This window comes from Tissierellales bacterium (assembly GCA_035301805.1).
Taxonomy (GTDB): Bacteria; Bacillota; Clostridia; order Tissierellales; family DATGTQ01; genus DATGTQ01.
In genome coordinates this window covers 1-15,855 of sequence record DATGTQ010000218.1, presented here as the reverse complement: position 1 = coordinate 15,855, position 15,855 = coordinate 1, and the positions used below count along the sequence as shown (strand labels likewise).

The following is a 15,855-nucleotide window of genomic DNA, read 5'->3' as shown; positions in this document are numbered from 1 at the left end:
TTCTCTTTCTTCTGGAGCTTTATCTATATTATCATAACTCATTACTTCTCCCGCTCCAGATCTTTGACTTAATACTGTAGTAATAGCTGCTGTTAATGTAGTTTTACCATGGTCAACGTGACCTATTGTTCCTATATTTACGTGAGGTTTATTTCTTTCAAATTTTTCTTTTCCCATTTTAATACTTCCTCCTTATTCTTTATTCCCTAATACTTTTTCTAAAATACTATTTGGCACAGGTTCATAATGGTCAAATTGCATAGTATAAGTTCCTCTACCTTGAGTATTAGAACGTAAAACTGTTGCATATCCAAACATTTCAGAAAGAGGCACATATCCTCTAATTACCTGAACACCTCTTACAGATTCCATTCCTTCTATAGTACCTCTTCTTCCATTTATATCACCCATTACGTCACCCATATATTCTTCTGGCACAGTTACTTCAACTTTCATAATAGGTTCAAGAAGAGCTGGATTAGCTTTTCTCATGGCTTCTTTAAAGGCCATAGAACCTGCAATTTTAAAAGCCATTTCCGAAGAGTCTACTTCGTGATATGAACCATCATACAATGTTACCTTTACATCCATTACTGGATAACCACCTAATATACCACTTTGAAGTGCTCCTCGTATACCTTCATCTACTGATGGTATATATTCTTTTGGTATTACTCCTCCAGTTATCTTATTTACAAATTCATAACCTTCACCTGGTTCAACTTTTATCTTTACGTGACCGTATTGACCACGACCACCAGATTGTCTTATATGTTTTGTTTCCACTTCTACTGGCTTAGTAATTGTTTCTTTATAAGCAACCTGAGGGCTACCTACATTAGCCTCTACTTTAAACTCTCTTAAAAGCCTATCTACTATAATCTCTAAATGTAGTTCTCCCATTCCGGAGATTATAATTTGCCCTGTCTCCTCATTAGTGAAAGTTTTAAACGTAGGATCTTCTTCAGCAAGCTTTGTTAGAGCTATAGTCATCTTTTCTTGGCTGGCTTTAGTCTTTGGTTCTATAGCTACGTCAATTACCGGTTCTGGAAATTCCATAGATTCTAATATAATTGGATGTTCATCATTACTTAGAGTATCTCCTGTTCCAGTACTTTTTAAACCTACTGCAGCTGCTATATCCCCTGCATGTACTTTTTCAACTTCTTCTCTTTTATTTGCATGCATAAGAAGAATTCTACCAATTCTTTCTTTCTTATTTTTAGTTGTATTTAAAACATAACTTCCTGATTTTAAAGTTCCTGAATAAACTCTAAAATATGCAAGTTTCCCTACATAAGGATCCGTTACTATTTTAAATGCTAACGCTGAGAAAGGTTCATCATCAGATGATATTCTTTCTTCCTCTTCTTCAGACTCTACAGCTACACCTTTTATCGGTGGTATATCTATAGGAGAAGGCATATAATCTACTATGGCATCTAATAATGGCTGAACTCCTTTATTTTTATAAGAAGAACCACAAAATACTGGTGTAATTTTAGCATCAATAGTAGCCTTTCGTATAACTTTATTTATTTCATCAGAAGTTATTTCCTCTCCTTCTAGATACTTAATCATTAATTCCTCATCATATTCTGCTAAAGTCTCTAGCATTTTTTCTCTATATTCTTCCGCTAAGTCTACCATATCTTTAGGAATATCTGTCACTTCTATTTTTTCACCTAAATCATCATGATAAACAGTAGCATTCATGTCAATTAAATTAACTATACCAATAAAATTATCTTCTTTTCCTATAGGTAATTGTACTGGAACTGGTGATGCTTTTAAACGTTCCTCTATCATATTTACAACCCTATAGAAATCTGCCCCAAGGATATCCATTTTATTAACAAATGCTAATCGTGGAACTTGATATTTATCAGCTTGTCGCCAAACTGTCTCAGATTGTGGTTCCACTCCACCTTTTGCACAGAAAAGTGCTACTGCACCATCGAGAACACGAAGAGATCTTTCTACTTCAACAGTAAAGTCCACGTGTCCTGGTGTGTCGATGATGTTAATTCTGTGGTTCCTCCAATGACATGTTGTAGCAGCAGATGTAATTGTAATTCCTCTTTCCTGCTCTTGCTCCATCCAATCCATTTGAGCTGAACCTTCATGAGTTTCTCCTAGTTTATGGATTTTTCCAGTGTAAAATAATATTCTTTCAGTTGTAGTCGTTTTTCCTGCATCTATATGAGCCATTATACCTATATTTCTCATATTTTCCAATTGAAATTCTCTAGGCACAGTATTCCTCCTTTCTGCTACCTATATTTCTGTCGCATAAATACGTTTGTAAATTACCATCTATAGTGAGCAAAAGCTTTATTCGCTTCAGCCATTTTATGAACTTCCTCTTTCTTCTTAACGCTTGCGCCAGTATTATTTGCAGCATCCATAATTTCTTTCGCTAGTCTTTCAACCATAGTTTTTTCTCCTCTAGCTCTTGTCGCATTCACAATCCAGCGTAATCCTAATGTTTGCCTTCTTTCAGGTCTAACTTCTACAGGTACTTGATAAGTTGCTCCACCTATACGTCTACCTTTTACTTCTAGTACAGGCATAACATTATTCAATCCATTGTAGAATACATCTAGAGGTTCTTCACCAGTTTGTTCTTTGACAAGTTCAAAGGCATCATAAACTATTTTTAACGCAACACCTTTCTTTCCATCAAGCATAATATTGTTTATAAGCTTTGTCACTACAATATCATTATATAACGGATCAGGCATCACTTCCCTTTTGGGTATATGTCCTTTTCTTGGCACTTCTCTTCCCTCCTTAACTATAAAGTAAAATTAATTCATAGGTACTCGACAGCCTTAAGCTGCCGCTGTGCACAAAATGCATATATATATATAAAATTGGATTAACTCCAATGCATTCCGTACTCAATTTACCTTAAAATTATTATTCCCTAGGTTTTTTAACTCCATACTTAGATCTACTTTGTTTCCTATCCTCTACACCTGCAGCATCTAAAGCACCTCTAACAACATGATATCTAACACCTGGTAAGTCTTTTATCCTACCACCTCTTACTAAAACAACACTATGTTCTTGTAAGTTATGTCCAATACCTGGAATATAACATGTTACTTCCATTCCATTAGTAAGTCTAACCCTAGCTACCTTTCTTAGAGCAGAGTTTGGTTTCTTAGGAGTTACTGTCTTTACCTCAGTACAAACCCCTCTTTTTTGAGGCGAATTTACAGTTGTAGTTCTCTTTTTAAGAGAGTTATAGTTTACACCTAAGGCTGGAGATTTTGATTTATATTTAATCTCCCTTCTACCTTTCCTAATTAATTGATTAATCGTTGGCATTCAAGCACCTCCTTATTAATAATTTATTTTAATAATGCAGCTGTTGCTGCACTGACATCAATACCACATGCATCACCCAGTTCATCCATAGTTTCGACATAAATTATATCTATAGATTTTTCTTTACACATTTTTTCTATATCAATTGTTATTTTTTTATCTGCATCTTCAGCTATAAAAACTATTTCTGCACTTTTTTCCTCTATTGCCCTTTTAACTTGCTTTGCACCTACAACTTTATTATCAGTACTTAGTTTCTCTAACATAAAAGTTTCCTCCTCCTTTTTAAACATCTAGAAGATTATGTGGAAAAACCACATAATCTTCATGTTTTAAAGAGTCCACTCTAAAAATCACACTTATATATTCTATCATCAGTTTATTTAACTGTCAACATTTTTCTCTAATTTTCTTTCATCATCTTCTTTATCTGCCTTTGCATTTAATGGTGATACATCAATTGCTCTATACCTTCTCATACCAGTTCCAGCCGGTATAAGCTTACCAATTATTACATTTTCCTTTAAACCTATTAAATCATCTTCCTTACCCTTTATAGCTGCTTCTGTAAGAACCCTTGTAGTTTCTTGGAAAGATGCTGCAGATAAAAATGATTCTGTAGCTAAAGAAGCTTTTGTAATCCCAAGTAAGGCTCTTCTTCCCACAGCAGGGCTTTCTCCATCTTTAATTGTTTCATTATTGGTTTCTTCAAATTGATGTAAATTTACAAGGCTTCCTGGTAATAAATCAGTATCACCTGGTTCTTCTATTTTTACTTTACCTAACATTTGCCTTACAATTATTTCTATATGTTTATCATCAATATCTACACCTTGGAGTCTATAAACTCTTTGAACTTCTTTTACTAAATAGTCTTGTACTCCACGGACTCCTTTTATTCTTAAGATATCATGAGGGTTAACAGACCCTTCGGTAATTTCATCTCCAGCTTCTATGAAATCTCCATCTTTCACTTTGAGTCTTGAACCATAGACTATGCTATAGTTCTTTGATTCTCCACCCCTTGTAGTTACTATTACTTCTTTTTTCTTTTTAGTATCATTTATAGAAACTTCCCCCGCTATTTCTGATATAATAGCCAATCCTTTTGGTTTTCTTGCTTCAAATAATTCTTCAACTCTTGGTAAACCTTGTGTTATATCCTCACCAGCAACTCCACCAGTGTGGAAAGTACGCATTGTAAGCTGAGTTCCTGGTTCTCCGATAGATTGAGCAGCTATTGTACCTACTGCCTCCCCTATATGGACTCTATATCCAGTAGCTAAGTTTCTACCATAACACTTTGCACAAACCCCGTGACGAGTTTTACAGCCTAAAACTGATCTAACTTTTACTTCTTTAATACCTACTTTTTCTATTTCATTAGCTATATTTTCTGTTATCATTTCATTTTTCTCTACTATTACTTCCCCAGTTTCAGGGTTTAATATATCCTCAAAGGCAAATCTTCCTGCAATCCTATCCCTTAATTCCTCAATTACTTCATTTCCATCTTTAAAAGCTTCTGCAACTATATATTGATCTGTTTCACAATCTTGTTCTCTAACCATAACATCTTGGCTTACGTCAACTAATCTTCTAGTTAGATATCCTGAGTCAGCAGTTCTAAGGGCTGTATCTGCAAGGCCCTTTCTAGAACCATGAGTTGAAATAAAGAACTCAAGTACAGTTAAACCTTCCCTAAAATTGGCTTGAATTGGAATCTCTATAGTCCTTCCAGAGGCACTTGCCATAAGCCCCCGCATACCTGCCAATTGCCTTATTTGGTTCTTACTACCCCTAGCTCCAGAACGGGCCATGATATAAATATTATTCATATCGTCTAAGTTATCCATTAAAGCTTCAGTAATTTCCTCTGTTGTTCTATTCCAGATTTCTATTACTTTTTCATATCTTTCATCATCTGATATAAGTCCTCTTCTATAGGATCTTTCAAATTTATCTACTTCTTCTTCTGCCTTAGCCAATAGTTCTAATTTTTTATCTGGAACTTCTACATCTGACATACTGATAGTTACTGCACCTATAGTTGAATAATGATAACCTACTTCTTTTATATGGTCTAAAACTGCTGCTGTTACAGTATTACCATGTTTGCTATAACACTTTTCTACTATTTCTTCCAAAGTTTGTTTATCTACTAGTTTATCTACTTCTAAGGAATAAGGATCCTTCTCTCTATTAACAAAACCTAAATCTTGTGGAATATGTTCATTAAATATAAACCTTCCAACAGTACTTTCTACTAATTTACCCCTATCCTCTTCATTAAGTTTACGTCTTACCTTAACCCTTGCATGCAAATCTATATCATCACTATAATAAGCATGCAACAATTCTTCGTAATCTTTAAATACTTTTCCTTCTCCTCTGTCAACTGGTATGTCTACTGTCAAATAATAGCTACCTAAGACCATATCCTGCGTCGGAGTAGTAATAGGCCTTCCATCTTTTGGTGCTAATATATTATTTACAGATAACATAAGAAGTCTTGCCTCAGCTTGAGCCTCTGTAGATAAAGGTAGATGTACTGCCATTTGGTCCCCATCAAAGTCTGCATTATAAGCTGTACAAACAAGGGGATGCAATTTTATTGCTTTCCCTTCAACTAGCACAGGTTCAAAAGCTTGAATACCTAATCTATGGAGGGTAGGGGCCCTATTTAAAAGTACAGGATGATCTTTTATTACAAAATCTAATACATCCCAAACTTCACGAGTTGGTCTTTCCACCATCCTTTTTGCACTTTTTATATTATGAGCATAATCTTCTTCAACTAATTTTTTCATAACGAAGGGTTTAAATAATTCAAGAGCCATTTTCTTAGGCAACCCACATTGAGAAAACTTTAATTCTGGTCCTACAACTATTACGGAACGTCCAGAATAATCTACCCTTTTTCCTAGTAAATTCTGTCTAAACCTACCTTGTTTACCTTTTAACATATCGGATAAGGATTTTAAAGGTCTATTACCAGGTCCTGTTACAGGCCTTCCTCGTCTACCATTATCAACTAAAGCATCTACAGCTTCCTGTAACATTCTTTTTTCATTTCTTACAATAATATCTGGTGCGCCTAAATCTAGAAGTCTTTTTAATCTGTTATTTCTATTTATCACTCTTCTGTATAAATCATTTAAATCTGACGTTGCAAACCTTCCACCATCTAATTGAACCATGGGTCTTAAATCTGGTGGTATAACTGGTATTGCATCTAGAATCATCCACTCTGGTCTATTACCTGATTTCCTAAAAGCTTCTACTACTTCTAATCTTCTAGTTATTCGTATTTTCTTTTGTCCCCTAGATTCTTTCAATCCCATCCTTAATTCTTTTGCTTCTTTATCTAAATGAATTTTAGCAAGTAATTCTCTAATTGCATCTGCTCCCATTGCTGCCTTAAATTCATTTTTATATTTTTCTCTTGCCTCTCTATATTCTGCTTCTGTAAGAAGTTGCTTTTCAGAAAGAGAGGTTTCACCAGGATCTACAACAATGTATTCTGCAAAATAAAGGACTTTTTCCAAAGATCTTGGAGACATATCTAGTAATAGTCCCATTCTACTTGGTATACCCTTAAAGTACCAGATATGTGATACTGGTGCAGCCAACTCTATATGTCCCATTCTTTCTCTTCTCACTTTAGACTTAGTAACTTCAACACCACATCTGTCACAAACTACACCTTTGTATCTTACCCTTTTATACTTACCACAATGACACTCCCAATCTTTTGTTGGACCGAAAATCTTTTCACAGAACAGTCCTTCTTTTTCTGGTTTCAAAGTTCTATAGTTAATAGTTTCAGGCTTTTTCACTTCTCCCTTTGACCATTGTCTAATTTTTTCTGGAGAAGCAAGGCCAATATTTATGGAATCAAAATTATTTAATTCAAACAAGGAGCTTTCTCTCCTTCCTATAATAAAATTCTAATAATACTTGGCTTATTTACCAACATTTGAATCGCCAATTATATCTTTTCCTTCTAATTCAATGTCTTCGGCTTCATCATCTGTTGATTCTATTATTTCTATTTCACCATCTTCTTCAGTAAATACCTTTACATCTAAAGCTAAACTTTGTAACTCTTTTATTAATACCTTAAAGGATTCGGGTACTCCTGGTTCAGGTATATTTTCACCCTTAACAATAGCCTCATAGGTTTTAACTCTTCCTACTACGTCATCAGACTTAACTGTCAATATTTCCTGTAATGTATGAGCTGCACCATAAGCTTCTAATGCCCATACTTCCATTTCTCCAAACCTTTGTCCTCCAAATTGAGCTTTTCCACCTAAAGGTTGTTGTGTAACTAAAGAATATGGTCCAGTAGATCTAGCATGTATCTTATCATCAACTAAATGATGTAATTTCAACATATACATATAGCCTACAGTAACTGGATTCTTAAAATACTCTCCTGTCCTACCATCTCTTAGTTGAATTTTCCCATCTTGAGGATAACCTGCATCTTTTAAAGCATTGGCTATATCTTCTTCGTTAGCTCCATCAAATACTGGAGTTGCAACTTTCCATCCAAGTTTTTTAGCAGCTAATCCTAAATGGACTTCTAATACTTGCCCCAAATTCATTCTAGAAGGTACTCCAAGAGGGTTTAACACAATTTCTACAGGCGTTCCATCTGGTAAATAAGGCATATCTTCTTCTGGAAGTATTCTAGAAATAACACCTTTATTCCCATGACGACCACACATTTTATCTCCGTCATTTATCTTTCGCTTAGTTGCCACATACACTCTTACCATTTGATTTACACCTGGTTGTAATTCATCTCCATTTTCCCTTGAAAATATTTTTACATCTACAACTATACCTGTTTCCCCATGAGGTACTTTTAAAGAAGTATCCCTTACTTCTCTAGCCTTTTCTCCAAATATGGCTCTTAAAAGTCTCTCTTCAGCTGTTAATTCAGTTTCACCTTTTGGTGTTACTTTTCCTACTAATATATCGCCTGCTTTAACCTCAGCACCTAGATGCACAATTCCTCTTTCATCTAGATTTTTCAGCATATCGTCTCCAACATTAGGAATATCCCTTGTAATTTCTTCAGGTCCTAATTTAGTATCCCTGGACTCAGCTTCATATTCTTCTATATGAATAGATGTTAATCCATCATTTTTAACTAATTTCTCACTTATTAAAATGGCGTCTTCAAAGTTATAACCTTCCCAAGTCATAAAAGCTACTAATAGGTTTTTACCTAAAGCTATTTCACCCATATCTGTACTTGGACCATCAGCAATAACATCGCCTTTTTCTATTCTATCTCCTCGTCTAACTATAGGTCTATGATTTATACATGTCCCTTGATTAGAACGAGTAAATTTCAATAGTTTGTATTCATCTATTTGTCCGTCTGAATCCCTTTTTACTAATACTCTATTAGAACATACTCTCTCTACTACTCCACTTCTCTTAGCAAGTATCATAACACCAGAATCTTTTGCTGCCTTATACTCAATTCCAGTACCTACAATTGGGGATTCTGCCTTCAGTAGTGGTACTGCCTGACGCTGCATGTTAGCACCCATAAGAGCTCTATTAGCATCATCATTTTCAAGGAACGGAATCATAGATGTACCTACTGATACAATTTGCTTTGGCGAAACATCCATATAATCCACTTCATCACTTGGGTATATATCAATAATTCCATTTCTTCCCCTTGCCACTACTCTTTTGTTGACAAACTTTCCTTCTTCATCTAATTCTTCATTTGACTGAGCTATAATAAACTCATCTTCTAAATCTGCAGTCAAATACTCTATCTCTTCTGTAGCAATATTATTTTCTCTATCAACTTTTCTATAGGGTGCCTCTAAAAATCCATATTCATTAATTCTAGCATAAGTTGTTAAGGAGGTTATAAGTCCTATATTAGGTCCTTCTGGCGTTTCAATAGGACACATTCTCCCATAGTGAGAATGATGTACGTCTCTGACTTCAAAACCAGCCCTATCTCTACTTAATCCTCCGGGACCTAATGCTGACATTCTTCTTTTATGGGTTAATTCTGCAAGAGGATTCGTTTGATCCATAAACTGGGACAATTGACTGCTACCAAAAAACTCTTTAATAGCCGCAACTACTGGTCTTATATTAATTAACGCTTGAGGCGTTGCCACATCAATATCTTGTATGGTCATTCTTTCCCTTACTACTCTTTCCATTCTAGAAAGACCTATTCTAAATTGGTTTTGTAACAGCTCTCCTACAGAACGTAATCTTCTATTTCCTAAATGATCTATATCGTCAACATTTCCCACATCATAAAAAAGATTAAACTCGTAGCTTATGCTAGCAATAATATCATCTATTATTATATGTTTTGGTGATAATTCCCTAGAACTTTCTTTGATTTCTTCTTTCAATTCCTCAGGGTCTTGAAAATTATCAACTAACTCTTTCATCTTTGGATAAAACACCTTTTCTTTTAACCCAAATTCTTCTAATGAAAATGGCAGTCCAAAAACTTCAGGGTCAACAAAATTATTTCCTAATACCCTAATTATTTGTCCATTATCAAGTTCTATATCTACCTTATTTATTCCTAAACCTTCGATTAATAAAGCTTTTTCGCGAGTAATATTTTCTCCTTTATCAATAAGAATTTCTCCTGTTTCAGGGTCAGCAATATTTTCTGCTGATTTTCTACCTATTATTCTATTGCGTAAGGCAAGTTTTTTATTAAATTTATATCTTCCAACTTTCGCTAAATCATAACGTCTAGAATCAAAGAATAAATTGTCTAAAAGAGTAGTTGCATTTTCAACGGTTGGTGGTTCTCCTGGCCTTAATCTTTTATATATTTCCAATAAAGCTTCTTCTTGAGTGTTTGTATTATCTTTTTCCAATGTTTTTAAAACTTCTTCTGTCTCTCCGATTAGTTCAATAATATCTACATCTTTAGAATAGCCTAAAGCCCTTAATAGAGTTGTAATAGTTAGCTTCCTAGTCCTATCAATTCTTACATGTACAATGCCTTTTGAATCTGTTTCGTATTCAAGCCACGCTCCCCTATTGGGGATTACTGTAGAAGAGTATAAATCTTTTCCACTCTTATCTATTTCTGTAGAATAATATACTCCTGGTGATCTAACTAACTGGCTTACAACAACTCTTTCAGCACCATTAATAATAAATGTACCTTTTCGAGTCATTAATGGGAAATCACCCATAAATACTTCTTGTTCTTTTACCTCTCCCGTTTCTTTATTTATTAATCTAATCTTTGCTTTTAATGGTGCAGAATAACTAGCATCTTTCTCCTTAGATTCCACCTCTGAGTATTTTGGTTCTTCATCTAAGTAGTAATCTACAAACTCTAGTATGATATTTCCTGTGTAATCTTGTATTGGGGAGATGTCTTCAAATACTTCTCTAAGTCCTTCACCTAAAAACCATTCATAAGAACTTCTTTGTACCTCAATTAAATCTGGCAATTCAGCCGCTTCCTTAATTCTTGAATAACTCATTCTTTTACGCCTGCCAAGTGTTACAGGATGTACCATGCAAAATTCACCCCTTATTAAAACTGAAGTAGCCAAAAGTGATTTTCACTTTCGGTAATTTATTCCTGTAAAAAATAGTATACCTACTATACTATTGACAAAAAATCAAAAAATTATACCCTTAATTTTTCAGTCGTTTATTGCATCTTAATATACTACCATATACCAATTAAGGTGTCAAGTTAATATTCGTCAATCTTAAGCCAATCTTTTAGTTTCCTAAGCAATAAAAAAGGCTCTCTTTAAAATGAAAGCCTTTTACTTATAAACTATTTTAATTCTACAGTTGCTCCTACTTCTTCTAATTTAGTCTTAATTTCCTCTGCTTCTTCTTTTGATGCTCCTTCTTTTACTGCCTTAGGAGCACTGTCTACTAATCCTTTAGCTTCTTTTAATCCCAATCCTGTAATATCTCTTACAACTTTTATAACTTTAATTTTTTCTTGACCAACTTCTGTTAGTTCAACATCAAATTCAGTTTTTTCTTCAGCTGCTGCGCCACCATCTGCCGGTGCTGCACCTGCTGCCGCTACTGCTACTGGTGCTTGAGCACTAACTCCAAATTCTTCTTCTAAAGCTTCTACTAAATCAGCTAACTCTAAAACAGTTAAGTTTTTTACTTCTTCAATTAAATTTTGTACTTTTTCACTTGCCATTTCTAAATCCCTCCATATTATATTTTTACGCTTCTTGAGCTTCTTTTTTTTCTTTAATTGCATTTAATGCATATGCAAGATTTCTAATATTTCCTTGTAATACATTAACAAATCCTGTTATTGGTGCATTCAAACCTCTTAAAGCTTGAGCTACAAGTTCTTCTTTTGATGGTAAACTAGCTAATGATTTTATTTCTTTAACATCAATTATCTTTCCATCTACAATTCCTACTTTAATTTCTAACTTATCATGTCCTTTTGCAAAATCCGAAGTTACTTTAGCTGCTTGAACAGGATCATCATATCCAAAAGCTACTGCATTTGGTCCTGCTAAATGTTCAGTAAATTCTTCAAAACCTGCATCTCTAAATGCAAATTTCATTAAAGTATTTTTATATACTTTATAATCTACCCCAGCTTCTCTGCATTGTTTTCTTAGTTCAGTTATCTCACTTACATTAAGACCTCTATAGTCTACTAAGACTACTGCTTCAGATTTATTTACTTTTCCTTTTATTTCTTCAACTATTTCCTTTTTTCCTTGAAGAACATCTCCCATATTAAGTTCCACCTCCCTTAAGACGAAGACTGAGCAATTAAAAAATCTCTCCGTAGACACGGAGAGACCATAATATTCATATCATACATATTTACGTATGTTTATGGTTCACCTCGGTAGGAAAAGATTTAAACCTTACAGGTTCCTACTGTCTACGGTAAATATATTCAATTTCTTAAACATTGTATCATTATTATTCTTCTTCGTCAACTAGTGCATCAACAACTCTTTGAGAACTCACTTTTAAACCTGGCCCCATTGTACTTGCTAATACAATGTTTATAATATATCTACCTTTTACCGATGCTGGTCTAGCATTTATAATAGCATCCATAATAGTTGCAAAATTTTCTCTTAGTTTCTTTGTTCCAAAAGAAACTTTTCCAATAGGCACATTTATAACACTAGATTTATCAACTCTATATTCAACTTTACCAGCCTTTATATCTTTTATTGCCTTTTCAATTTCAAAGGTAATAGTTCCAGACTTTGGATTTGGCATTAATCCTTTTGGTCCAAGTATTCTACCAAGTTTTCCTACAACGGGCATCATATCTGGTGTAGCTACAACTACATCGAAATCTAACCAATTTTCTTTTTGAATTTTCTCAGCTAATTCTTCTCCACCTACGTAATCAGCACCTGCTACTTCTGCTTCTTTAACTTTATCACCTTTTACAAAGGCTAATACTTTTTTAGTTTTTCCTGTTCCATGAGGAAGTATTATTGCACCACGTACTAATTGGTCTGCATGTTTTGGATCTACATTTAACTTCACTGAAAGTTCAACAGTTTCATCAAATTTTGCATTTGCAGTTTTTTCTACCAATTCAATAGCTTCAACTGGTCCATATAACTTCTCTCTATCTACTAAGTCTAAATTTTCTTGATGTCTCCTACCTCTTTTTTTCATTATACTACCTCCTTGTGGTTTTAACGGATAATCCTCCCACTTAATTTAATCTTATTATTCTACAACAATTCCCATACTTCTTGCAGTTCCTGCTACCATACTCATAGCTGCCTCTAAACTACCTGCATTTATATCAGGCATTTTTATCTCAGCTATCTCTTTTACTTTATCTTTTGAAATTGTTGCTACTTTTGTTTTATTTGGTTCTCCTGAACCTAAATCTAGACCTACTGCTTTCTTTAATAATACTGAAACAGGTGGGGTCTTTGTAATAAATGTAAAAGATCTATCTTGATACACTGTTAAAATAACTGGTATTAACATTCCAGCTTGATCTGCAGTTTTTGCATTAAATTCTTTAGTAAATTGCATAATATTTACTCCATGTGGTCCTAATGCAGTCCCTACTGGTGGCGCTGGAGTTGCTTTCCCTGCTGGAATTTGTAGTTTAACAACTGCTATTACTTTTTTCGCCATATGGTTCCACCTCCTAATTTCAATTACAAATTTAAAATCTATTTAAAAAGCTAATTAGCCTTATAAGCATATTAAAGTTTTTCTATCTGATTAAAATCTAACTCTACTAAAGTTTCTCTGCCAAACATAGAAACATACACTTTTATTTTCTTCTTTTCAAGGTTAATACTATCCACTGTCCCCATAAAGTTTTGAAAAGGTCCAGAAGTTACTCTAATAGAATCATTTTCTTTTAAATCTACAGAAGGTATATTAGTTTCTTGTACGCCTAAATCTAACACTTCTTCTGGACTAAGAGGAACAGGTTTAGACCCTGGCCCTACAAAGCCAGTTACACCTCTTGTATTTCTTACAAGATACCAAGATTCATCATTGACAATCATTTTAATAATTACATACCCTGGGAAAAGTTTTCTCTCCTTAACTTCTTTCTTTCCCCCTTTTGCATCTATATACTCCTCTGTTGGTACTACTACTTCAAATATATCATCAATCATACCACGGTTTTCAACCATTTTTTCTATATTCGCTTTAACCTTGTTCTCATGGCCAGAATAAGTATGAACTACATACCATTTGGCCCTTCTAGCTTTTTCTTCTCTACTCTCAGTTTTTCCTTCCATAAATACAGGACCAACTAGGTTCTGGCCCTTACCTCCTTCATTATTTTATTATGAGTGATAATAAACGATGGATGCCTACGTCTAATAGCCAAACTACTATACCTACTATTGCACTAATAAATATTACAACCCCTGTGTAGTTTACTAAATCACTTTTAGAAGGCCATAAAACTTTTTTTGTCTCTGCCCTTACACCTTTAAAATAGGTTCCCACTTTACCCTTCTTTTTCTTATTAGCCTTAGAAGACATTTAATTCACATCCTTACTTATGTGTATTCTATATTATCTTGTTTCCTTGTGAATAGTATGCTCCTTACAAAACTTACAATACTTTTTCATTTCAATTCTTTCACTATTATTTCTTTTATTTTTAGAAGTTGTATAATTTCTTTGTTTACATTCTGTACAAGCTAAAGTTACATTTTCGCGCACTTCAGACACCTCCTGACCTATAACAACATTACTAATATAAAATATCATAAAATAAATATTATGTCAATGAAAACATAATGGGCCAATATGCCTACTGCAAAAGTTCCCCTTTAAAAAAGACTAGGCAAAAGTCCTAGTCTTTTTAATTTACCCAAGTACTTTAGTAACTACTCCAGATCCTACCGTTCTTCCACCTTCACGAATAGAGAATCTTAATCCTTCTTCTATTGCTATTGGTGTTATTAATTCTATAGTAAACTTAGCATTATCTCCAGGCATTACCATTTCTACGCCTTCTTCTAATTTAATATCTCCTGTAACGTCTGTTGTTCTAAAATAAAATTGTGGTCTATAACCATCAAAAAATGGTGTATGTCTTCCACCTTCTTCTTTTGTCAGTACATATACTTCTGCTTCAAATTTTGTATGTGGTGTAATACTTCCTGGTTTTGCTAATACTTGACCTCTTTCAATATCGTCTCTTTGAACTCCTCTTAAAAGAGCACCAATATTGTCTCCTGCTTGAGCTTCGTCTAGAATCTTTCTAAACATTTCAACTCCTGTTACTACTACTTTTCTTGCTTCCGCTGACATTCCTACTATTTCTACTTCATCACCTGTTTTTACTACTCCTCTTTCTACTCTTCCTGTTGCTACTGTTCCTCTTCCTGTTATTGTGAATACATCTTCTACTGGCATTATGAATGGTTTGTCTGTATCTCTTTCTGGAGCTGGAATTTCTGAATCTACTGCTTCCATTAATTCTAATATTTTGTCTCCCCATTCACTTTCTGGTTCTTCTATAGCTTTTAATGCAGAACCTACTACTATCTTTGCATTATCTCCATCGAATTCATATTCACTTAATAATTCTCTTACTTCCATATCTACTAATTCAATTAATTCTTCATCATCTACCATATCTGCTTTGTTTAAGAATACAACTATATTTGGTACTCCAACATTTCTAGATAATAATATATGTTCTCTTGTTTGAGGCATTGGACCATCTGCTGCTGATACTACTAGTATTGCACCATCCATTTGTGCTGCTCCAGTGATCATGTTCTTTACATAGTCAGCGTGACCTGGACAGTCAACGTGTGCATAGTGACGATTTTCTGTTTCATATTCTACGTGAGATGTGGAAATTGTTATTCCTCTTTCTCTTTCTTCTGGAGCTTTATCTATATTATCATAACTCATTACTTCTCCCGCTCCAGATCTTTGACTTAATACTGTAGTAATAGCTGCTGTTAATGTAGTTTTACCATGGTCAACGTGACCTATTGTTCCTATATTTAC

At 34.1% G+C, this 15,855-nt stretch carries 15 protein-coding genes and 1 other annotated feature; all 15 genes read right to left on the bottom strand.

Annotated features, from left to right (window positions below; genetic code table 11):
• A partial coding sequence (locus VK071_11155; GenBank protein HLR35867.1) for a GTP-binding protein occupies positions 1–177 on the bottom strand: 177 nt, incomplete at its 3' end.
• A gap of 15 nt (positions 178–192) precedes the next feature.
• Complete coding sequence (fusA, locus tag VK071_11150) at positions 193–2,256, bottom strand: elongation factor G (GenBank protein HLR35866.1); 2,064 nt, start codon at positions 2,254–2,256, stop codon at positions 193–195.
• Between the two features lie 53 nt (positions 2,257–2,309).
• Positions 2,310–2,780 carry a 30S ribosomal protein S7 gene (gene rpsG, locus VK071_11145; GenBank protein ID HLR35865.1) on the bottom strand — a complete coding sequence of 157 codons (471 nt, stop codon included), beginning with the start codon at positions 2,778–2,780 and terminating at the stop codon, positions 2,310–2,312.
• A 142-nt stretch (positions 2,781–2,922) separates the two neighbouring features.
• The gene (gene rpsL / locus VK071_11140) at positions 2,923–3,336 is read right to left on the bottom strand and encodes a 30S ribosomal protein S12 (protein ID HLR35864.1); all 414 of its coding nucleotides are present in this window, start codon (positions 3,334–3,336) and stop codon (positions 2,923–2,925) included.
• Between the two features lie 23 nt (positions 3,337–3,359).
• Positions 3,360–3,602, bottom strand: a complete 243-nt coding sequence (locus VK071_11135; protein HLR35863.1) for a ribosomal L7Ae/L30e/S12e/Gadd45 family protein — start codon at positions 3,600–3,602, stop codon at positions 3,360–3,362.
• 117 nt (positions 3,603–3,719) lie between these two features.
• Positions 3,720–7,256, bottom strand: coding sequence for a DNA-directed RNA polymerase subunit beta' (gene rpoC / locus VK071_11130; GenBank protein HLR35862.1), 3,537 nt, complete (start codon positions 7,254–7,256; stop codon positions 3,720–3,722).
• Positions 7,257–7,301: 45 nt separating this feature from the next.
• On the bottom strand, positions 7,302–10,889 hold the full coding sequence (rpoB, locus tag VK071_11125; GenBank protein HLR35861.1) for a DNA-directed RNA polymerase subunit beta: 3,588 nt from the start codon (positions 10,887–10,889) through the stop codon (positions 7,302–7,304).
• A gap of 269 nt (positions 10,890–11,158) precedes the next feature.
• Positions 11,159–11,545: a 50S ribosomal protein L7/L12 gene (rplL, locus tag VK071_11120; GenBank protein ID HLR35860.1), complete on the bottom strand. Its 387-nt coding sequence runs from the start codon at positions 11,543–11,545 to the stop codon at positions 11,159–11,161.
• A 25-nt stretch (positions 11,546–11,570) separates the two neighbouring features.
• Positions 11,571–12,104, bottom strand: coding sequence for a 50S ribosomal protein L10 (gene rplJ, locus VK071_11115; GenBank protein HLR35859.1), 534 nt, complete (start codon positions 12,102–12,104; stop codon positions 11,571–11,573).
• A 30-nt stretch (positions 12,105–12,134) separates the two neighbouring features.
• Positions 12,135–12,280: a sequence feature (ribosomal protein L10 leader region), on the bottom strand.
• A 17-nt stretch (positions 12,281–12,297) separates the two neighbouring features.
• Positions 12,298–13,017, bottom strand: a complete 720-nt coding sequence (rplA, locus tag VK071_11110) for a 50S ribosomal protein L1 (GenBank protein ID HLR35858.1) — start codon at positions 13,015–13,017, stop codon at positions 12,298–12,300.
• Between the two features lie 54 nt (positions 13,018–13,071).
• Positions 13,072–13,494 carry a 50S ribosomal protein L11 gene (rplK, locus tag VK071_11105; GenBank protein ID HLR35857.1) on the bottom strand — a complete coding sequence of 141 codons (423 nt, stop codon included), beginning with the start codon at positions 13,492–13,494 and terminating at the stop codon, positions 13,072–13,074.
• A gap of 71 nt (positions 13,495–13,565) precedes the next feature.
• Positions 13,566–14,117 carry a transcription termination/antitermination protein NusG gene (gene nusG, locus VK071_11100; protein ID HLR35856.1) on the bottom strand — a complete coding sequence of 184 codons (552 nt, stop codon included), beginning with the start codon at positions 14,115–14,117 and terminating at the stop codon, positions 13,566–13,568.
• Positions 14,118–14,157: 40 nt separating this feature from the next.
• Positions 14,158–14,367: a preprotein translocase subunit SecE gene (gene secE, locus VK071_11095; GenBank protein HLR35855.1), complete on the bottom strand. Its 210-nt coding sequence runs from the start codon at positions 14,365–14,367 to the stop codon at positions 14,158–14,160.
• Between the two features lie 33 nt (positions 14,368–14,400).
• Complete coding sequence (gene rpmG, locus VK071_11090) at positions 14,401–14,550, bottom strand: 50S ribosomal protein L33 (GenBank protein HLR35854.1); 150 nt, start codon at positions 14,548–14,550, stop codon at positions 14,401–14,403.
• A gap of 147 nt (positions 14,551–14,697) precedes the next feature.
• Positions 14,698–15,855, bottom strand: a 1,158-nt coding sequence (tuf, locus tag VK071_11085; GenBank protein ID HLR35853.1) for an elongation factor Tu, incomplete at its 5' end; no start/stop codon positions are given.

Bases quoted from the DNA above. Each gene is read 5' to 3' on its own strand.
- rpsL (HLR35864.1), bottom strand. From the start codon at position 3,336: ATGCCAACGATTAATCAATTAATTAGGAAAGGTAGAAGGGAGATTAAA.
- VK071_11135 (HLR35863.1), bottom strand. From the start codon at position 3,602: ATGTTAGAGAAACTAAGTACTGATAATAAAGTTGTAGGTGCAAAGCAA.
- rpoB (HLR35861.1), bottom strand. From the start codon at position 10,889: ATGGTACATCCTGTAACACTTGGCAGGCGTAAAAGAATGAGTTATTCA.
- rplL (HLR35860.1), bottom strand. From the start codon at position 11,545: ATGGCAAGTGAAAAAGTACAAAATTTAATTGAAGAAGTAAAAAACTTA.
- rplJ (HLR35859.1), bottom strand. From the start codon at position 12,104: ATGGGAGATGTTCTTCAAGGAAAAAAGGAAATAGTTGAAGAAATAAAA.
- rplA (HLR35858.1), bottom strand. From the start codon at position 13,017: ATGAAAAAAAGAGGTAGGAGACATCAAGAAAATTTAGACTTAGTAGAT.
- rplK (HLR35857.1), bottom strand. From the start codon at position 13,494: ATGGCGAAAAAAGTAATAGCAGTTGTTAAACTACAAATTCCAGCAGGG.
- nusG (HLR35856.1), bottom strand. From the start codon at position 14,117: ATGGAAGGAAAAACTGAGAGTAGAGAAGAAAAAGCTAGAAGGGCCAAA.
- secE (HLR35855.1), bottom strand. From the start codon at position 14,367: ATGTCTTCTAAGGCTAATAAGAAAAAGAAGGGTAAAGTGGGAACCTAT.